18 protein-coding genes are annotated in these 19,867 nt (G+C 58.7%); 5 read left to right on the forward strand and 13 right to left on the reverse strand.

Annotated features, from left to right (window positions below; genetic code table 11):
- Positions 1-52: 52 nt before the first annotated feature.
- The 9 genes from HNR62_RS00345 to HNR62_RS00385 form a co-directional block, all read right to left on the reverse strand.
- Entirely contained in the window at positions 53-1,459 is a 1,407-nt protein-coding gene (locus HNR62_RS00345; RefSeq protein WP_204794109.1) for a type II and III secretion system protein family protein, read from the reverse strand.
- Between the two features lie 35 nt (positions 1,460-1,494).
- Positions 1,495-2,292, reverse strand: coding sequence for a Flp pilus assembly protein CpaB (gene cpaB / locus HNR62_RS00350; protein ID WP_204794110.1), 798 nt, complete (start codon positions 2,290-2,292; stop codon positions 1,495-1,497).
- A gap of 133 nt (positions 2,293-2,425) precedes the next feature.
- Complete coding sequence (locus HNR62_RS00355; RefSeq protein ID WP_204794111.1) at positions 2,426-3,676, reverse strand: P-loop NTPase family protein; 1,251 nt, start codon at positions 3,674-3,676, stop codon at positions 2,426-2,428.
- 214 nt (positions 3,677-3,890) lie between these two features.
- Positions 3,891-4,409 carry an A24 family peptidase gene (locus HNR62_RS00360; protein ID WP_204794112.1) on the reverse strand — a complete coding sequence of 173 codons (519 nt, stop codon included), beginning with the start codon at positions 4,407-4,409 and terminating at the stop codon, positions 3,891-3,893.
- A 56-nt stretch (positions 4,410-4,465) separates the two neighbouring features.
- Positions 4,466-4,681: a pilus assembly protein gene (locus tag HNR62_RS00365; protein ID WP_204794113.1), complete on the reverse strand. Its 216-nt coding sequence runs from the start codon at positions 4,679-4,681 to the stop codon at positions 4,466-4,468.
- A gap of 373 nt (positions 4,682-5,054) precedes the next feature.
- Positions 5,055-6,389, reverse strand: coding sequence for a vWA domain-containing protein (locus tag HNR62_RS00370; RefSeq protein ID WP_204794114.1), 1,335 nt, complete (start codon positions 6,387-6,389; stop codon positions 5,055-5,057).
- Between the two features lie 66 nt (positions 6,390-6,455).
- A complete protein-coding gene (locus HNR62_RS00375) occupies positions 6,456-7,022 on the reverse strand; it encodes a TadE/TadG family type IV pilus assembly protein (protein ID WP_204794115.1) in 567 nt (188 codons plus the stop codon).
- A gap of 38 nt (positions 7,023-7,060) precedes the next feature.
- Positions 7,061-7,558 (reverse strand): TadE/TadG family type IV pilus assembly protein, encoded by a 498-nt coding sequence (locus HNR62_RS00380; RefSeq protein ID WP_204794116.1) that lies wholly within the window; start codon positions 7,556-7,558, stop codon positions 7,061-7,063.
- Positions 7,559-7,628: 70 nt separating this feature from the next.
- Positions 7,629-8,936 (reverse strand): L,D-transpeptidase family protein, encoded by a 1,308-nt coding sequence (locus HNR62_RS00385; protein WP_204794117.1) that lies wholly within the window; start codon positions 8,934-8,936, stop codon positions 7,629-7,631.
- Positions 8,937-9,305: 369 nt separating this feature from the next.
- On the opposite strand from HNR62_RS00385, the gene asnS reads away from it, so the two are divergent.
- Complete coding sequence (asnS, locus tag HNR62_RS00390) at positions 9,306-10,706, forward strand: asparagine--tRNA ligase (protein ID WP_204794118.1); 1,401 nt, start codon at positions 9,306-9,308, stop codon at positions 10,704-10,706.
- A gap of 321 nt (positions 10,707-11,027) precedes the next feature.
- Here the strand turns inward: asnS and HNR62_RS00395 are convergent, their stop codons facing one another.
- On the reverse strand, positions 11,028-11,372 hold the full coding sequence (locus HNR62_RS00395) for a hypothetical protein (RefSeq protein ID WP_239552501.1): 345 nt from the start codon (positions 11,370-11,372) through the stop codon (positions 11,028-11,030).
- A gap of 282 nt (positions 11,373-11,654) precedes the next feature.
- On the opposite strand from HNR62_RS00395, the gene napE reads away from it, so the two are divergent.
- Genes napE through torD form a run of 4 tightly spaced genes read left to right on the forward strand, consistent with a single transcriptional unit; the run spans position 11,655 to position 16,193 of the window.
- Positions 11,655-11,825 (forward strand): periplasmic nitrate reductase, NapE protein, encoded by a 171-nt coding sequence (napE, locus tag HNR62_RS00400; RefSeq protein ID WP_204794119.1) that lies wholly within the window; start codon positions 11,655-11,657, stop codon positions 11,823-11,825.
- Positions 11,826-11,862: 37 nt separating this feature from the next.
- Positions 11,863-13,050 (forward strand): pentaheme c-type cytochrome TorC, encoded by a 1,188-nt coding sequence (gene torC / locus HNR62_RS00405; RefSeq protein WP_204794120.1) that lies wholly within the window; start codon positions 11,863-11,865, stop codon positions 13,048-13,050.
- A 23-nt stretch (positions 13,051-13,073) separates the two neighbouring features.
- Positions 13,074-15,542: a trimethylamine-N-oxide reductase TorA gene (gene torA / locus HNR62_RS00410; protein WP_204794121.1), complete on the forward strand. Its 2,469-nt coding sequence runs from the start codon at positions 13,074-13,076 to the stop codon at positions 15,540-15,542.
- A 3-nt stretch (positions 15,543-15,545) separates the two neighbouring features.
- Positions 15,546-16,193, forward strand: coding sequence for a molecular chaperone TorD (gene torD / locus HNR62_RS00415; protein WP_204794249.1), 648 nt, complete (start codon positions 15,546-15,548; stop codon positions 16,191-16,193).
- Positions 16,194-16,239: 46 nt separating this feature from the next.
- Here the strand turns inward: torD and HNR62_RS00420 are convergent, their stop codons facing one another.
- From HNR62_RS00420 to prpB, 3 genes are read right to left on the reverse strand one after another with little or no spacing between them, the layout of a single operon-like run.
- Positions 16,240-17,691: a bifunctional 2-methylcitrate dehydratase/aconitate hydratase gene (locus tag HNR62_RS00420; protein ID WP_204794122.1), complete on the reverse strand. Its 1,452-nt coding sequence runs from the start codon at positions 17,689-17,691 to the stop codon at positions 16,240-16,242.
- A 13-nt stretch (positions 17,692-17,704) separates the two neighbouring features.
- Entirely contained in the window at positions 17,705-18,877 is a 1,173-nt protein-coding gene (gene prpC, locus HNR62_RS00425; protein ID WP_204794123.1) for a bifunctional 2-methylcitrate synthase/citrate synthase, read from the reverse strand.
- Positions 18,870-19,781 carry a methylisocitrate lyase gene (gene prpB / locus HNR62_RS00430; RefSeq protein WP_204794124.1) on the reverse strand — a complete coding sequence of 304 codons (912 nt, stop codon included), beginning with the start codon at positions 19,779-19,781 and terminating at the stop codon, positions 18,870-18,872. The genes prpC and prpB overlap by 8 nt, the downstream gene beginning before the upstream one ends.
- Positions 19,782-19,867: the final 86 nt, after the last annotated feature.

A 19,867-nucleotide genomic window follows, 5' to 3' on the forward strand; every position in this document is an offset into this window, starting at 1 on the left:
GTCTGTACCGGCTGGTCATCTCTATTACAGCACTACAACGACTACTACAGCACTACAACGACTGGCCATAGGTCTGCTCCATGCCGCCTTCGGCCACCGTCTGGCTCATGCCGCTATTACCCTGCTGCGCCATCGGTGCCTGTTCGTTTTCCCGGTCGCGCTGCGACATTCTGCCCAGCAGGTAAAACTCGATATCGTTAGGCTCGATAAAGCCGTCGGTCGGCAGGCTGACCTGCTGTTTGTCGAAGGGGCGTACCAGGCGGGGGGTGACCATGATCACCAGTTCAGACTCGCCTTTGGCGAAGCTGCGGCTGGTAAAGAGATTGCCCAGTACCGGAATATCGCCCACGAAGGGCAGTTGGCTGACCGACTCGCGGGTGTTTTCGCTGAGCAGGCCGGCGATGCTGATGGTCTGACCATCGCCCAGCTCGACCGTGGTGCCGGCACTGCGCTTGCTGAGCGCGGTAATCTCGCCGAACAGGGGGATATTGGCCTGGTTGGCCACCACCGGCTCGCTGACCGACACATTGAGATTGAGGTTGATCTTGCCGCTGCTCAGCACCACGGGCGTAAACTTGAGCCCCACGCCAAACTCCTTGTATTCGATGGCAATGCCATCTTCATCGGGCACCGGCACTGGAAATTCTCCGCCGGAGAGGAACTCGGCCGACTGACCGCTGATGGCGGTAATGCGCGGCTCGGCCAGCACCCGGGCCAGGCCGCGGGTTTTGGCCAGGTCCAGCGCCACGTTAAACACGGTGTCGGCACTGGCAAAACTGCCCAACACGGTATTGGTTCCGCCCACTCTGAGGGCATCCACGCTGTCACGCAGCAGCGAAAAGCCCCAGTTGCCCGAGCTTTCGAGCAGCTCGAAGGCCGACTCCCAGCTGCGCGAGGTATCTCGCGCCACCTCGGCCACGGTCACTTCCAGCATCACCTGCTGGCCGCCGCCCACGCTCATCATGTTCATCACCTCGGAGCGGGCCACACCCCCCTCGGCGGCCACCACATAGCCCCGTCCCAGCTCGTAGGCGGCGTTCAGCCGGTTCAGATCCGACACCTCGCCGCTCATCACCAGCTGGCCCTGGGAGGTATGCACCTGAATCGGCTCGTTGGGCAGGAAGCGATAGAGCCGTTCTTTCAGCCCCTGCAGATCGTGGCTGACCTCGATGTCGTACACCTGCATCAGGCCATCGTTCATGTCCCACACCATCAGGTTGGTATGGCCGAGCGACTTGCCCACCAGGTACAGCTCCCGATCCTGCAACACCAGCACATCGGCAATGGCGGGGTTGCCCACCGATACCCGGCTGGCGGGTCTGTCCAGCATGAGCGAGCGGGATTTGTGAATGGGTAACTGCACTTCATTCCCTGCCTGCTGCAGGCTGCCCCCGGCCCATAACAGGCCGGGCGACAGCAGCAGCAGGGCTCCTAACGTAGCATTAAGCAGTGTTTTCATAGCCACCTCCGTGTGAACCTTGTTTTTGTTGGTATTCAGCTTTTTACCGGCACCTGCTGCTGATTGGTGCCCTTGATGAGATCAACCGATAACTGGCGAGGCCGGGCCCTGGGCCGCGGCTCTGCTGCTACAGACCGGGCAGGCTCCTGCGAGAGCGCGGCCACTATGTCGTTCAGATCCTGCTCGTCGTTGGGATTACGCAGTGCCAGCTGAATACGACCGTTGGAACTGGCGTTGACCAGTTTTTCGGCCTGCTCCGGGTCTACTTCCAGGGTAACGGCACGCACCAGCTTGGGCCGGTTTTCATCCGTATGCTGGGTTTGATCCACTGCCAGTACCTTGAGGTTTTTCAGCACGGTGCGGGTCATTTCACCCTCGGTAAACAGAATGTCCACCCGGTTGCCGGGTAACAGAAAGCCCGCCACCCCGATAACGTCGTTCACCCGCACCGTTACCGCCCGCATGCCCGGCTCCAGCAGCACGGAGAGGGTGCTGCCCTGCCCTATGGGCGTGAGTCGCTCCTTGCGCAGTACGTCACCTTTATAAAGGTTGTTCCGGGTTACCATGCCCTGGGTGTCTGCCAGGGTACTGATGGCACCGGGGGGCACCAGGCGGGCGTCTATCTGCTTGAACTGGACATGAATGGGATCGATCTGCACGCCGGGGGCCAGGTCCACCGACGCCACCACTACCTGAACCAGCTCGCTGCCCGACCGCTCGGCCTGGCGGGTGCTGGCGGCGCTTTGCTGTTCAAGCCAGTTATTGGCCATCCAGGCGGCACCGAGGCCGAATATTACCGACAAGAATAAAAGCATTACGGTTCGTGTTTTCATAACCCCATCCTTAGGTTTACTACAACCCTTTCAATTAACAGACCTATTAACAGACGATTATTAATAAACAGTCATTAACCATCATTAATCAGCCGTTGTTAACCAGGCTGTGCTGAAAAGCAAAAAAGTATAGTCAATGCACGCAATACATGCTCCAGGCTTTTTTCAGAATCTTTTCATCGAGCGGTTCACCGGCCTGGCCGTTAAAGTGCATTATGTCTCGGGCAATACCCAGAATATCCCGCGGATAACAGGCAATCAGCGGTTTTTCGCTATTTTCATGTAACTCGTCAACCATATATGCAAACAGTGAATCCTTGGCTACCAGCTGATATTTCTCCAGGTTCATCAGCCATATCTTCTTATATAAGTCCTGCGGCATGGCGCCCAATTCAATCTTGTAGCCAAGTCGGCGCAAAAAGGCTTCGTCGGCAATGGTTTCCGGGTCCAGGTTGGTGGAAAACACCAGTATCTGTTCGAAGGGAATATCGAAGTGCAGGCCATTGGGCAATGACAGAAAATCCCGCCGTTCTTCCATGGGTACTATCCAGCGGTTGAACAGCGCATCGGCCGCAAAGCCCTGCCGCCCCAAATCGTCAATCAAAAAGACGCCGTTATTGGCCTTCATCTGCAAGGGGGCTCTGTACTGGCGGGACTGCCGGTCGAAGTGGACCTCCAGCGTATCCAGCTTCAGCTCGCCGCCCACCATCACCAATGGCCGCTTGCAGGGAACATAGCGGCTGTCCATGTCTTCGCTCTGGTTATGCATGGGGTCGTCGGCCCGCCAGTGATAGAGGAGATCGAAGATGGGTATTATGGTGTTCTGCACCGCGATGGCATGGGGCACATAAATCGTGTCGTCGTCGAAAATCTTGTTGAAACGACGACACAGAAAGCTTTTACCGGTACCCGCATGGCCGTAGATCAGCAAGGGCCGGCGGGAGTTCAGCGCCGGCCCCAGTGTATTCACCAGTTCCTGGCTTATCACCATATCACTAAGCGCCTGCTCCAGCTGATCACGGCGAATGCAACGCTCGCCCAATGCCTGGCTCCGTACCAGTCGGTTATAGGCCTCCAGCGGTATCGGCGCCGGGCCTATGTAGCCATCACGCGCACTCAGCTCCTGGGCCTCGTATTGTCCCTTGGCGGTCAGGGCGTAGCGAATGATATCACCCGAGCGACCCGAGGCGCGTACCTCTACCAACTGCAGTATTTTCAGCTCCTGCAGCAGGGGCTCTACCACGCTGCCACGCAAGCAAAGTCGATCGCTCAGTGCCGGCATCGATAGTGTGCCCTCTTCCTGCAGGTGGCGCAGCGTCAGCCGGAGCAACAACTCCTTCGACAGGCCGGTGTCGGCCAGGGTTTTCGGTTTTGGCAGGTACATCCTTGTTACCTCCTATTTTTACAAGCCTTAAGCTGTAAGCCTTAAGCTGTAAGCCTTAATGGTAGGGTCGACTTCAGTCGACCGGGTTTCACCGAATGCCTGCGCAATATCGCCATGCTGTTCCATGCCTTGGCGCATCACGGTCGAGTGAACCTCTAATAAAGGTCGAATAACGGTCGAACAAACCTCTGATAAAGGTCGAATAAATTCGACCCTACGAGACCAGGCGGAATAAACCGAAATGGTGCAGGGCCATCGCCAGCCCGGCTCCCAGCGCCAGTGCCGGGCCGTAAGGTACCTTGAGCCCGCCCAGCTCCCCGGCCACCGGGCTCAGGTATTTTCTGCTGCCCAGAATGAAGCCGTAACGCATAAAGGTCTGTTTGAAGCCGGACCAGCCCACTTCTTTCCAGGCATACAACAGCACCAGCGGCAGCCCGATTATCAACCCGTACAGCAGCGATTCCAGAAACAACTGCCAGCCGAGAAAGGTGCCGATGCACAGCCCCAGCTTGACGTCACCCCCGGCGAGAAAGCGGCAAACAAAAACGGGAAACAATATCAAAAAAGCAAAGCCAAGCCCGGCCAGGGAGAATAATATCCCCTCGCCAAACCCGGCATGAAACAGCAGCCCCAGCGGAATAAAGGGCAGGGTCATCATATTGGGGATCTTGTGGGTTCTGAGATCCAGCCAGGAGGCGGACATCAGTAAAACAATTAATGGTAGCTGTTCCATAGCGTCACCATTTAATAAATAAAATGAGGGCAGCAATGCTGCCCTATATTATATTATCAACATTTATCCTTGCCACCTGTACTAAGACTACTAGAAGTCGTCTCCCCGACGATTTCTGAAAGGCACGTAATTCTAGATTCTACGTTACCACCTAATGTTACAAAGGCACCTGCCGCGCCGGCCGCCACCAGGGCACCCGCTACCGCATATTCCACCATGGTCAGCCCTTCTTCATCCTGCAGCAGACGATTCAGTTCGGTTAACAGTTTCATGATTATTTCCTCGTTCCATCTTTAGATAAAAGGCTGATGTATCAGCCGGGTCCCTTTAAAACTGGCATCCGGTATTGCTATACCAAACAGCATACAAGGTAACTTTAAAATAAAATCTTTAACTTCTCTTCCTTTTTCTCTTCCTTTTTTCCTTCCGGCTTACCCCCAACGCATTAAACTTTCACCCCCTTTCAACAAGCCTTGTTAACTGACCCCCTTTATTTATAACGCCTTCCGTTGAATCCCACCACTCTGAAGAACTGAAAATTTTAGAAAGGTAACAGGCAAGTTCCAATTGAAACGTTCTATTTTATGTTTTAAAAACTACCTGCCCCGATTTTCACTTGCTCCTGGCTCTGTATACCGGCCTTCATCAGCGACTCAGGCGGATGATCGCCTTGCGGATCTCCTCGAAACAGGGACCGAGAGCGGTCTCGTTTTCGGCATAGCAGTAGATGCCTTCTTTCTGGTCCGAGTTGTAATCTGCCGAGCGGGGATCATTGGCCATACGCAACAGCATGTCTTCACTGACTTCACTGTTATCCGGTCCCGTTGCCTGCTTCAACAGGGAACCCAGCCCCAGGGTAAAGACATAGATATCTTGTTCCCTGGCCCGCTCCGCCATGTCCTCCATCAGATTTCGGGATATGTGATTGATTTTTTTGTAATATTCAGCGGGGGTGGCACCGATTGACAGTTGCGATACCGGCCGCCTGGGGTGATTGGAGTCAACCAGCTTGAACTTGTCTCCATTGCCGGTGTGCAGGTTGTCTTCCACCGGTAAAGCCGCCAACTGCTGATAGAGATTGGTGCCATAAAATCCACCGGCTGAAGGCAACTTGCTATTCACCTCGTTGTGCCACCACAGGCCCGCCGTACTGCCGCTGGAGCCGTCACCCGAGCGGATGGCACCACGATAGGTGATGCCGCCCAAACTGAACTCGGACGAAAAGGTGTTGGGAGAACCATCGGTAAAGAAGACAATAACCCGCAAACTGGCCGGATTTACGGCCTTGCGGTGAGCCTCCAGCCCGGCCCACATGCCTTCGGACGAATTGGTATGACCCGAATATTTGAAATTACTTCCTATTGATGTGACCATCCCATCTTGGTCATAACCTCTTTTATCTTTAAAAGAGACCAGCTCTTTGGCGCCGTAGGCATAATGGATTAATGCCAGACGATCGTAACTGGGATGAAATTTTTGTACGAAATCCTGGGAACGTGCCGTGACCTGAGTTCCCACACTGCTCAACGAACCGGTATTATCCGCTACAAAGGCCAGATCCACCGCCCGGCGTACCGTTTGGGCATTGACCCCGACTCCGATCAATTCTTTACCTATGACCGGGAGGAAAAAGGTCGGCACATCGGCGGTCGCCGATATATCGATGGTGGCATCACCTTCGCTATTGAAGCTGATGCCAATGTCCTTTTCCTCCAGGGTAAAAGCACTGCCAAGATACTCGGGCGGCATGTTGGCGTTGAAATACTTTACTGCTGCTTTTTTGGCGTTGTCCGAACCCTCTGCCACCGCCGAGGCCGCTGCAAGGGCTGCCGCATCCACCGCCGCATAGAGCTTGGCTCTGACCCCATAGGTTTTGCCCACATCCAGTGCCAGACCCACCATGGCCAGCAAGGCCACCATGGCAACGGTCGCCAGCACCATAACGACGCCGGCACTGCGTTTTCTGCTGCATCCCTTCATGAATTATTCCTCGTCCGTTACCGTGCTGTTACGCCTCGATTGCAATTCGAAAGCGAATTTCTTCCATCACAACAGGGAGCGTGAATAAAGCTCCAGGTCGTCGGTGATCGCATAGGCGATGATGTTTTCATACTGATACATCACCTCGACCACATGTATCGTTTCTCCCTCGGTCATCTCCATATCGAAACTCGCCAATGTGGGCCGGGTATCCGGTAGTTTGCAGCTTCCATTATCCCAGTAACTACTATCGGCATCGGCACTACCACACCCACTCCATACCCGGCTCTCGCTCTTTTCACTGTAGCTACTGCCCGTCCAGCGATATTGTTCCTGTACTCGTGGCGGCTTTCCATCTGCCGTCCCCACCAGCACGGTCACGAACATGGTGCCATGATCTTTCATCACCAGCGGGGTGGCGGTGGTGGACAGCACCTCCATCACCTTTTGTTCCGGCTCTGTGGTGCGGGCCACCAGATTGGCCCCTTCCCGGCTCATGCCGATGATGATGTTGTTGGCCAGCAGCAAGCGGTATATTTCAAAGCCGCCAAACACCATCATCAGCAGCAAGGGCAGCATGATGGTCATTTCAACAACGGCCAAACCTTGTTCAGAACGGCGATGCCTGTGCATAACGGATCCTCAATAGCGCATTATCAATAGCTTTCTTATCAATAATTTTCGTTTTTCATGGTGGCACTAACGGTAAAGTCGTATTGCCCCTTGTCAAAAAAGGGTGCAATCAAGGGAGTCATCAAGGACCAGCTGCCATCGATACTGACCACGATAATCTGCCCGGCGGCACCCATGGTGCCGGAATAATCATTACCATCGATATCCTTCACCCTGACCTTGCCGTCTTCCGTCACCTGATCGTAGAACCCCATGCTGTGCTGTTTTATTTTGTTCAGCACCGCCTTTCTGCGATCGCCTTTACTTTCCGGATCCAGGTCGGTCCGCCCGGTAATGGCATAGCGAGTGCCCTCACGTACCGCGTTCTGCATGGTCATGTTGATAAAGCCGAGCATGGCCAGATCGATGATGGCAAACATCAACAGCAAGAAAAGCCCGGCCACAATGGAAAACTCCACCATGGTGGTGCCCCTGTGCTTTCGTCGCCCCGGCTTTGGCCACTGGTATGGGTTGGTGTGTATTTGCCGCAACATCATGTTCTCTCCCTGTCAGCCAAACGGCAGCATCTTCAATATCAAGTAATGGCATGCCTCGCTCTACGCCGCTTCAGCTCATTCCGTTCTTGTTATAGATATCCGGCGAAGTCACCAAACGGCCACCTTCGTCTACCCAGGCGGTGAAATACACCAGAAACACCGGTATCTTGCGATGTGCGGGCAGTATGCGGGTCTGCTTATATTCCGGCAGCGACCAGCCCAGGTTTTGCACCAGTTGGTCCGACTCGGCCAGGCGTACACAACCGTGGCTCAGGGCTCTTTGCGCCTCGGCGAACGGCCGTTTGTCCGGGGTGTCGTGCAGATAAATGTCGAAGGGGTTATTCATTTCGAACTTGAAGCGCCCCAGGGCATTGTCGGGCCCGGGGGCCTGCACCAGCCTCATGCCGGCCGGGGGCTGCTGCCAGTCGATGGTGCCCGGATCCTGCCGGCCCGCGACGCCCGGCAGCCAGACGCCGAAACCGTGGCGCGACAAAAAACCCCGGTCGCGGCGCTGGGCCGGCAGCAGGTCTTCGCGGATGATGTTGGCGGTGGGGGTCCAGTCCGGATTGACCTTGAGCGCCCTGATATGGGTACCCAGCTCGGGCGTGGGCCAGTCGGGCCGCCCGACGATCACCTTCATGCTCAGGGTCGGACCTGTTGAGTTGAACAGTGTCAGTCGGTAGGCGGGAATATTCACCAGCAGATACTGATCGGGGGCGGCGGGCGGCAGCAAGAGCCAGCGGCGCAGGTTATGGCGCAGCTCTTGGCGCAGTTCGGCGGGCGAGCGATTCAGCATGGTGCGAATATCGGCGGTGAGTCGGCCGTTCGGCGCCAGGCCATTGGCCTGTTGCAGCCCTTTGAGGATGTCGCTCAGGTTGCGATCCAGCGCATCGGCCCGGCCCCGGGGGGCTTTCAAGGAATAACCCAGCTCGGTCAGCCGTTGGCGTAATGCGGGAATGGCCCTGTCCCGTTCGCCGGGGCGCACCTCGCCACCGGGGGGCAGTGGTGTGATGTGTTTGATTTGACTCAGGGCCTGGTAATGCTGCTTGAGCTGGCGGTAGCCGGGATAGTCCGGCAATTGGCGGCGCAAATAGGCGCTCAGCTCGCCGCTGTGCAGGGCCTGCTCGAAACCGGCCTCGGCTTGATCGGGAGCAAGGGGATACTGGGCAAAGCGGGCCCGTTGTGCCAGCACCCGGCGCCATTCCCGGCTGAGCCAGGCATCTCGTTCGGCCAACGACAAGTCGTTCATGGCGGCCGGGTCGGGCAGTAACAGCTCTGTCAACATCTGGCCGGCTTCATTCAACTCGTTGTTTTCGTTGTGCCACCATATCCGTTCGGCGGCCTGCAGGGGCGGCATCAGCACCAGTAACAGCAGCATTAAACTCAACTTTAAACTCAACTTTAAACTCAACATCAGTACCCCTCCATGGGACCGCAATGAGACTAAGTATGGCCAAGAATCGCGTTATTGCGTTAAAAGATATTGCGTTAAAAAACTGGCGTTGAGCTATATCTACATGATGATACCGGGCCCGGCCGCTATGGGTCATTGCCGCCAGCCACCTCCCGGCCAGTCCAGGCCTTGTTGTACTATGTCATTTACTACGCCATTTACCACGCCATGTACTGCGCCAGCCCCGGTGCATCTTTTGCTTGAGTCCTGAGACTACAGAGGTAACATTAGCTTCCTTATCTATAGTCTGTCGGCCCTGCGCCGATTCAAGTTAAAGCTGGAGAACGATTTCACATGACCCACGCATCCATTACTGATGTGCTGGCGGGTAAATATCCTGTTGGCACCACCCTGACCGTTAAAGGGTGGATTCGTACCCGCCGCGACTCCAAGGCGGGTATTTCGTTTTTGGCAGTACACGATGGCAGCTGCTTCAATCCGGTGCAGGCCGTGGTACCCAATAGCGTAGAGAATTATCAGAATGAAGTGGTGCGTCTGACCACCGGCTGTTCGGTTGAAGTCACCGGCACCGTAGGGGCCTCCCAGGGCCAGGGCCAGGACTTCGAGCTGCAGGCGACCGAGGTCAAGGTAGTCGGCTGGGTCGATGATCCCGATACCTACCCCATGGCCGCCAAGCGCCACTCCATCGAATACCTGCGCGAATACGCCCACCTGCGCCCGCGCACCAACATGATTGGTGCCGTGGCGCGGGTTCGCAACTGCCTGTCTCAGGCGCTGCACCGCTTCTTTCATGAAAACGGTTACATGTGGGTCGCCACCCCCCTGATTACCGCCTCCGATTGCGAAGGCGCCGGCGAGATGTTCCGGGTGTCCACCCTGGATCTGCAGAATCTGCCCCGCACCGACCAGGGCGATATCGACTTTGGCGAAGACTTTTTCGGCAAGGAAACCTTCCTCACCGTGTCCGGCCAGCTGAACGCCGAAGCCTACGTCAGTGCCATGAGCAAGATTTATACCTTTGGCCCGACCTTCCGCGCCGAAAACTCCAACACCAGCCGCCACCTGGCCGAGTTCTGGATGGTGGAGCCGGAGATCGCCTTTGCGGATCTGGACGATATCGCTACCCTGGCGGAAGAGATGCTGAAATACGTGTTCAAGGCCGTGCTGGAAGAGCGCATGGACGACATGAATTTCTTCGCCCAGCGTGTCGACAAAGACGCTATTACCCGGCTGCAAAGCTTCGTGGAGCAGGACTTCGCCCAGGTGGACTACACCGATGCGGTCGAGATACTGCAAAACTGCGGCAAGAAGTTCGAGTTCCCGGTGGCATGGGGTGTCGACCTGTCTTCCGAGCATGAACGCTATCTGGCCGAAGAACACTTCAAGGCGCCGGTGGTGGTGAAGAACTATCCCAAGGATATCAAGTCCTTCTACATGAAGCTGAACCCGGACGGCAAGACGGTGGCGGCCATGGACGTACTGGCCCCGGGCATCGGCGAGATCATCGGCGGCTCCCAGCGGGAAGAAATTCTGGAAGTGCTGGACAGCCGCATGGAAGAAATGGGCCTCAACCCGGCGGACTACGGCTGGTATCGGGATCTGCGCCGTTACGGCACCGTGCCCCACGCTGGCTTTGGTCTGGGCTTCGAGCGTCTGGTGGCCTACGTAACCGGCATGGGCAACGTACGGGACGTTATCCCCTTCCCCCGTACCCCGCGCCACGCCGACTTCTGATATTTCATTACAGATAAACGCAAAAAGCCCCGTTTTCGGGGCTTTTTTTGTGCACGATTTGGGGTAATACCGATCCCATTAAAGACGTGATCAGTTGCTGATAATAATACCGCGTTTAAAGTCCAGTCATACCGGGCTTGACCCGGTATCTTCCGGCAGGAGATCCTGACTTTCGTCAGGATGACGGCCTGGGCTGTAGATACCGCTTTAGCCGGCGCAAACCCACAAACGGCCCAGTACCTGCAGAATCGGTGTTAACGGCCAGCGGAGCTGGCCCTGCCGACTGAAGTGGCAGCTACAAGGCAACGCCAAATAACGAGCTTAAATACCGAAGGCAAATTTCAGGGCGAACAGCGCCGCCAGGGCCCAGACCACGGGGCTGACTTCGGCGGCGCGGCCGGCCAGCAGCTTGACTGCCACGAAGCTGATAAAGCCGAAGGCGATGCCGTTGGCGATGGAAAAGGTAAAGGGCATTATCACCAGCACCACCACGGCGGGGACCGCCTCGGTAATGTCATCCCAGTGCAGATGAGTCAGCTGGCCCAGCATCAGCACCGCCACATACATAAGGGCGCCGGCGGTGGCATAGGCCGGCACCATGCCCGCCACCACTTCCCGGCGCACATTGGTGCCCAGCTCTTCGAGGTGAAAATATTTATCCAGCATAGGGGGAAGCGACCGTATTGATAAAAGTGCCTGAAATTATCGACTCAAAAGACCCCTTTGGCAATTACGGGGCCGGCAGCCGGCCGTCACCGCGAATAGACAGCTCCCGAACTCCTCTCATTCGCTCCCGCCTTGATCACGATCAATCTTCATTCAAATCACTGCTGTTAGCATGTGTTCGGCACTCATCGCATGCTGTTGTTTATGCGAGGAAAACATTATCTGCACAGGTATCGAGCTCATAAGCAGAATACGGGCTCCGGAACGTCAAGGGACATCACCATGCACAATACTTCTCCCACACCGGCCCGCTCCCGTCGTCGGGAATGGCTGACATTTCTATTGATTACCGTGGTTTTATTTCCCCTGCTCAGCGTCATGGCGGTGGGCGGGTACGGCTTTATCGTCTGGATGCTGCAGATCGTTTTCGGCCCCCCCGGCCACGGTGCCTGATCCCTGAAGTCTCCTAGACCCTGACACGAGAACCGCCATGCTGACTTTACTCAAAAAACTCTGGAATACCCTCAAACGCCCTCCGGTACACATCAGCCTGGGCGTGCTGACCCTGGGCGGCTTTGTGGCCGGCGTCATTTTCTGGGGTGGTTTCAATACCGCGCTGGAAGTCACCAACACCGAAGAATTCTGTATCGGCTGTCATGAAATGCAGAACAACGTCTATCAGGAGCTGCAGGACACCACTCACTGGTCCAACCGCTCCGGCGTGCGTGCCACCTGCCCCGACTGCCATGTGCCTCACGACTGGACCAACAAGATTGCCCGCAAGATGCAGGCCAGCAAGGAAGTCTGGGGCAAGGTATTCGGCACCATCGACACCCGGGAAAAATTCCTCGATAAACGGCTGGAGCTGGCCCAGCACGAATGGGCCCGTTTCTCGGCCAACGGCTCGCTGGAGTGCCGCAACTGTCACGACTACAACAGCATGAACTGGGATGTGATGTCCGACAAGGCCAGGCGTTTCATGAAGCCCGCCGCCGAACGTAACCAGAGCTGTATCGACTGTCACAAGGGCATCGCCCACCAGTTGCCCGAGCAGATGACCTTCAAGGATCCGGCGCTCGACCAGCTGGAGCAGCGCGCCCAGGGGCTGAGCCCGGATGAAGGCGGCAGCTACTACACCGTCAAGGCCGTGACCCTGTATCTGGATCCCGAACTGACCCAGGAAGCCGGCGAGCTGGAAGCGGCCAGCCCGGTCAAGCTGCTGGAAGAAGACGGCGACAGCGTCAAGCTGCTGGTCCCCGCCTGGCGCAAGACGCGCGGTTTTGGCCGGGTGCTGTATGAAGACTTCGGCATGAACATCACCAGCCTGGTGCTGGAAAAGGAAGTGGCGCAGAACGACCAGCTGGTGCAGTTAATCAGTGCCGCCGAGGTCGACGAGATGACAGGTCTGCCCTGGGAGCAGGTAGAAGTGGCCCTCTGGACCCAGTCCGGCGCCCTGCTGCCGGAAGCCGAAGACATCTGGGGCTATGCCCGGGATACCTATCGCAGCGCTTGCAGCGTCTGTCACTCCCAGCCGGCCGAAGCGCACTTCGACGCCAACACCTGGCCGGGCATGTTTGCCGGTATGGTCGGCTTCACCAACATGGATGCGGACACCCAGGCGCTGGTGCTCAAATACCTGCAGAAACATTCGTCCGATTATTCCGACGGCGCACACTGATCACGAGTTGACGAGGCAAAGATATGGCAATTTCACGCAGACATTTTCTCAAGGGACTGGCCGCCAGCTCGGCGGCGGCCCTGATTGGGCAGAGCCTGCTGGTGCGTACGGCCGAAGCGGCGGTTTCCGGTGAGGGAAGCTGGAAGATGGCCGGTTCCCACTGGGGTGCCTTCAAGGCGCTGGTCAAGGGTGGCGTGGTCAGCGAGGTCAAGGCCTTCGAACTGGACCAGCACCCCACCGACATGCTGAACGGCATCAAGGGGCTGATTTACAACCCTTCGCGTATTCGCTATCCCATGGCCCGGCTCGACTGGCTGAAAAACCGCGAGCACAGCGACCGCACCCAACGAGGCGACAACCGCTTTGTGCGCCTGACCTGGGACGAGGCGCTGGATCTGTTTCATGAAGAACTGGAACGGGTGCAAACCCAGTACGGCCCCTGGGCCCTGTATGCCGGTGCCACCGGCTGGCGCCAGACCGGTCAGTTTCACAGCTGTGGCAGCCACATGCAGCGGGGGGTGAACCTGCACGGCAACTTCGTCAACAAGGTCGGCGATTACTCCACCGGCGCCGGTCAGGTGATCATGCCCTATGTGCTGGGCTCCACCGAGGTATACGATCAGGGCACCTCATGGCCCTTGATCCTGGAGCACACCAAGACCCTGGTGCTGTGGGCCAACGATCCCTACAAGAACCTGCAGGTCGGCTGGAACTGCGAAACCCACCAGGCCTACGGCTACCTGGAACAGCTTAAGGCCAAGATTGCCGACGGCAGCATCAGGGTGATCAGCATAGATCCGGTGCAGACCAAAACCCAGGCCTATCTCGGCTGCGAGCAGCTCTATATCAATCCTCAGAGCGACGTGGCCTTCATGCTGGCCATCGCCCATACCCTGTACCGTGAAGAATTGTACGACAAGCGTTTTCTCGGCACCTACACCCTGGGTTTCGAGCCCTTTATCGACTATGTGCTGGGCAAGACCGAAGACAAGGTGGAAAGAACCCCCGAGTGGGCCGCGGCCATCTGCGGCATCGACGCCGATCACATTCGCGAGTTCGCCCGTCAGCTGGCGGCCGATCGTACCCAGCTGATGTTCGGCTGGGCCATTCAGCGTCAGCAGCATGGCGAACAGCCCTACTGGGCCGGCGCCGTGCTGGCGGCCATGCTGGGCCAGATTGGCCTGCCCGGCGGCGGCATCAGCTATGCCCATCATTACAGTTCCATCGGGGTGCCGGCCACCGGTGCCAGCGCACCGGGGGGCTTTCCTCGCAACCTGGATCCGGGCAAGAAGCCCGTGCACGACAACGACGACTTCCAGGGCGCCAGCCGCATCATTCCCGTGGCCCGCTGGATCGACTGCCTGCTCGATCCGGGCGGCAAGATCCAGTACAACGGCGGTGAGGTCACCTTCCCCGACGTGAAAATGTGCATCTTCAGCGGCTGCAACCCCTGGCACCATCACCAGGATCACAACCGCATGAAGCAGGCGTTCCGCAAACTGGACACCGTGGTCACCATCGATTATTCCTGGAACGCCACCTGCCGCTTCTCGGATCTGGTGCTGCCGGCCTGTACCCAGTTCGAACGCAACGACATCGATATCTACGGCTCCTACGCCAAGCGCGGCCTGCTGGCCATGCACAAGCTGGTGGATCCCCTGTTTCATTCCCGCAGCGACTTCGATATTTTCACCGCCCTGTGCCGCCGCTACGGCCGCCACGAGGAATACACCCAGGGCAAGGACGAGCGCCAGTGGCTGGCCCAGCTCTACGATGAATGCCGCAAGGCAAATGAGGGCAGCTACCCCATGCCCGAGTTCGATGAATTCTGGGAACAGGGCTATGTGGACTTCGGTGAAGGCAGCAGTTGGGTGCGCCATGCCGCCTTTCGGGAAGATCCGGAAGTCAACGCCGTGGGCACGCCCTCCGGCTTTATCGAGATCAGCAGCCGCAAGATCGGCAGCTACGGTTACGAAGACTGCAAGTCTCACCCGGTATGGATGGAAAAGGCCGAGCGCTCTCACGGGGGGCCCGGCTCGGACAAGTACCCGCTTTGGTTACAATCGGTACACCCGGATCAACGACTGCACTCCCAGATGTGCGAGTCCGACGAATATAGGGCCACCTATACGGTACAGGGGCGGGAGCCGGTGTACCTGAGCCCCGCCGATGCCGAGGCTCGCGGCATTAGCGACGGCGATCTGGTTCGGGTATTCAACGATCGGGGCCAGTTGCTGGCCGGCGCCCGGGTATCGGACCGCTTCCGGTCCGGGGTGATCCGCATCCACGAAGGCGCCTGGTACGGCCCCACCGATGCCGGCATAGGTGCGCTCGACACCTATGGCGATCCCAATACCCTGACCCTGGATGTGGGCACCTCCAGACTGGCCCAGGCCCCCAGTGCCAACACCTGTCTGGTGGAAATAGAAAAATTCACCGGCCCCGCGCCGGCCGTGACCTCCTTCGGTGGTCCCGACATGGTGGAGATCTGATTGATGACACACAGCACCACGGCAGGCGACAGCCTGCCCCTCAATGCAACGGAATACTGGCAGCAGCAGGCCCTGCTGTGCCAGTGGTTTTCTACCCTGCTGTCCAGAGAGCTGAGCGAGGCCGAGCTGAAGGCCTACCAAGGCGGAGACGCCGATCCCCTGCTGGACGAACTGGCCCTGCAACCGGCGCTGGCCGAGCCGACCAGCAGACTGCATCAGGCCATCGGCCTCCTGTCGCTGCTGGCACATCCACGACTGGAGCTGGCCGCGGATTTTGCCGGTCTTTTTCTGAGCGACGCCCGCCACAGCCCGGCCCCTTACGCCTCGCTGTATCAGGACAAGGGCACCTTCAATGGCCCGGCGGCCCAACGTATGGCAAGCCGGCTGGCGGCGGCAGGCTATGCGGTGGATGGCGACTTCAAGGAGCCGGCGGATCACCTGGCAGTGATGCTGGATTACCTGGCCGAGGGTTATCGGCGACTGGCCATGGCGCCCACGCCGGAGGCCGAAGCCGATCTCAAGCGGTTTGTCGGCGAAGAACTGGCCAGCTGGTTGCCCGAGCTGAGCCGCCGTGCGCAGAATACAGACACCGCCAGCGATTTCTATCCGGCGCTGGTGACCCTGATCACGGCATTTTGCCAACACGTCTGATTCATGTGTGAGGGGTGAGGGGTGAGGGAACTCCCCTCTCATTCCCTCAGTTGATCACGAACAATTCCATGAACTCGTTGACCGGTGTGGTTTCAAGCCTCGCCTGATCCAGGCACAGTTCCAGGATCTGCCGGCAGCGCGCCGGTGGAAAACGGGTCTGCAGGTTGCGCATGAACTTCTGCTCCAGCACGGGGATGGCCTCGGCCCGGCGGCGGCGGTGGCCGATGGGATACTCCACCTCCACCTTGTCGGTATGGCTGCCGTCCTTGAAGAACACCTGGATGGCGTTGGCGATGGCGCGCTTGTCGGCTTCCAGGTATTCGGCGCTGTAGCGCGGCTCTTCCACTACCTCCATCTTGTCACGCAGGGAATCGATGCGGGGATCGGCACCGTGAACCTCGTCTTCATAGTGCTCGGCCACCAAATCGCCATAAAGCAGCGGCACCGCCACCATGTATTGCAGGCAGTGATCCCGATCCGCCGGGTTGGCCAGAGCCCCCACCTTGGAGATGATGCGAATGGCGGACTCGTGGGTGCAGATCCGGATGCGGTCGATATCATCGAGTCTGTCTTTCACCAGCGGGTGCAATTGCACCGCGCACTCGACTGCGGTCTGGGCATGAAATTCGGCGGGAAAGCTGAGTTTGAACAGCACGTTTTCCATCACGTAGCTGCCGAAGGGCTGACCGACCTTAAGCTCCCGGCCGTTGAACAACACCTCATTAAAGCCCCACCTGGGCGCGCTGAGTGCCGACGGCAGGCCCATTTCTCCCTTCATGGTGATCATCGCCAGTCGCACGGCGCGGGCGGTGGCATCCCCCGCCGCCCAGGACTTGCGCGAGCCGGCATTGGGGGCATGGCGGTAGGTACGCAGGGCGCAGCCGTCGACCCAGGCCTGAGACAGGGCGTCGATAATCTGCTCGCGACTGCCGCCCAGCATGCGGGTAATGACGGCGGTAGACGCCACCCGCACCAGCAGCACGTGATCCAGCCCCACCCGGTTGAAGCTGTTTTCCAGCGCCAGCACACCCTGAATTTCGTGGGCCTTGATCATGGCGGTGAGCACATCGCGCAGGGTCAGCGGCGCCCTGCCCTCGGCCACCGCCACCCGGCTCAGGTAATCGGCGGTGGCGAGAATCCCCCCCAGATTGTCGGACGGATGCCCCCACTCGGCCGCCAGCCAGGTATCGTTGAAGTCCAGCCAGCGGATAATGCAGCCGATATTGAAGGCGGCGGTCACCGGATCCAGCTCGTGAGAGGTACCGGGCACCCGGGCACCGTGCCGCACCAGGGTGCCGGGCACGGTCGGACCCAGATGCTTGGTGCATTCAGGAAAACGCAGCGCCAGCAGGCCACAGCCCAGGGTATCGGCCAGGCAGTGGCGGGCGGTGTTGTAGGCCTCCTCCGAGCCGATCTCGGTATCGACCACATACTCGGCGATGGTGACCAGCAATGGGTCGGGCTCGGGTCTCTGGTTCAGATCAACGTTGCTACTCATGGTCGGGCTCCTATCACCGCTTCGCTATGGGTATCCACTGCTGGGGAGGCGGGCCCACATATTCGGCGTTGGGCCTTATGATGCGGTTGTGGGCGCGCTGCTCCATGATGTGCGCGGTCCAGCCGGTGACCCGGCTGAGCACGAAAAGAGGGGTAAACAACCTGGTCGGAATGCCCATGAAGTGATAGGCACAGGCGTGATAGAAGTCGGCGTTGGCAAACAGCTTCTTCTCGCGCCACATCACCTCTTCTACCCGCTCGGATATCGGATACAGCACCCGATCGCCCGCCGCTTCGCTCAGCTTTTTGGCCCAGGGCTTGATCAGCGCATTGCGCGGATCCTTCACCCTATAGACCGCATGGCCGAAGCCCATGACCTTTTCCTTGCGCGCCAGCATGCCCAGCAAGGCGGCCTCGGCCTCATCCGGCCCGCTCCACTGCTCTATCATTGCCATCGCCGCCTCGTTGGCGCCGCCATGCAGCGGGCCGCGCAAAGTGCCGATGGCGGCGGTTACCGCCGAATGCAGATCGGTCAGGGTAGAGGCGCACACACGTCCCGCAAAGGTGGAGGCGTTGAATTCGTGTTCCGCATACAGCACCAGCGAACAGTTCATGACCTTGACGTCCAGCTCGGGCGGAGCTTCGCCGCGCAGCATATGCAGGAAGTGGCCACCCAGGCTGTCGTCATCCAGCGCGGTGTCGATGCGCACGCCGTCGTGGGCGTAGCGATACCAGTAGCAGAGGATCGAGGGCAGCAGCGACAGCAGGCGTTCGGCCGCCTCCTGCTGCTCGCCGAACCTGTGTTCCGTCTCCAGGTTGCCGAGCAGGGAGCAGCCGGTGCGCAGCACGTCCATCGGGTGGGCCGAGGCCGGTATCAGCTCGAGCACGGTGCGCAGCGCCGCCGGCAGGCCGCGATTGGCCCGCAACCGGGCCTTGAAGGCGCCCAGTTCTCCCTTGTTGGGCAAATAGCCCTTCAGCAGCAGAAAGGCCACCTCTTCAAACCGGGCGTGGGCGGCCAGATCGTTAATATCATAGCCGCGATAGGTCAGGCCGGAGCCGGGCTTGCCCACGGTGCAGAGGGCGGTCTGGCCGGCGATCTGGCCGCGTAGTCCTTCTGCGTTAAGTCCTTCTGCGTTAAGTCCTTCGGCGTTAAGTCCTTCGGCGTTAAGTCCTTCGGCGTTAGTCATGCTTGCCTCCTTGCGGTTTTTTAACGGCGCGTCCGGCTGGAGCCGGGTGCGCGAACAGGGCATCCAGTCTGGCCTCGTACTCATGATAGCCGAGGGTCTGATAAAGCTGCTCCCGGGTCTGCATCTGCTCCAGCACATCACGCTGATGGCCCCGACTCAGGATCTCGCGATAAAGGGTTTCTGCCGCCCGACTCATGGCCCTGAAGGCCGACAGCGGATAAAGCACCATGGCCACGCCCGCCTCGGCCAGCTCGTGCTGACCGAACAAGGGCGTCTTGCCGAACTCGGTGATATTGGCCAGCACAGGTACTGTTACCGCCTCGCAGAAGCGGCGGTATTGCCCCAGGCTTTCCATGGCCTCGGGAAAGATAAAGTCGGCGCCGGCGGCCACGCAGGCCCGGGCTCGCTCCACGGCACTGTTCATGCCCTCCACCGCCAGGGCGTCGGTACGGGCCATGATGGCAAACCGGCTATCGGTGCGGGCATCAACCGCCGCCTTGACTCTGTCCACCATCTCGCCGAGCGAGACGATGGCCTTGTTGGGCCTGTGACCGCAGCGCTTCTGCGCCACCTGATCCTCGATATGAATGCCGGCCACCCCGGCCCGCTCCATCTCCCGCACGGTGCGGGCGATGTTGAAGGCGCCACCGAAGCCGGTATCCACATCCACCAGCAGCGGCAGCTCGCAGGCCCCGGTGATACGACGAGCGTCTTCCAGCACGTCGTTCAGGCTGGTCATGCCCAGATCCGGCAGCCCGAACGAGGCATTGGCCACCCCGGCGCCAGACAGATAGAGCGCCTGGTGTCCGGCCTGCTCGGCCTGCATGGCGCTGTAGGCATTGATGGCGCCGACGATAATCAGCGGTTGCGCCCCTTGCAGCGCCTCGTACAGACTAAGCTTCATGGCTTTTTCTCGTTATCCGCACACAGGCTAAAAGTAGCAGCTAAAACGCTTAATAAAACGAGATGTACCGACAAATAACGAGGGGC

This window comes from Oceanisphaera litoralis (assembly GCF_016907015.1).
GTDB classification, from domain to species: Bacteria; Pseudomonadota; Gammaproteobacteria; order Enterobacterales; family Aeromonadaceae; genus Oceanimonas; species Oceanimonas litoralis.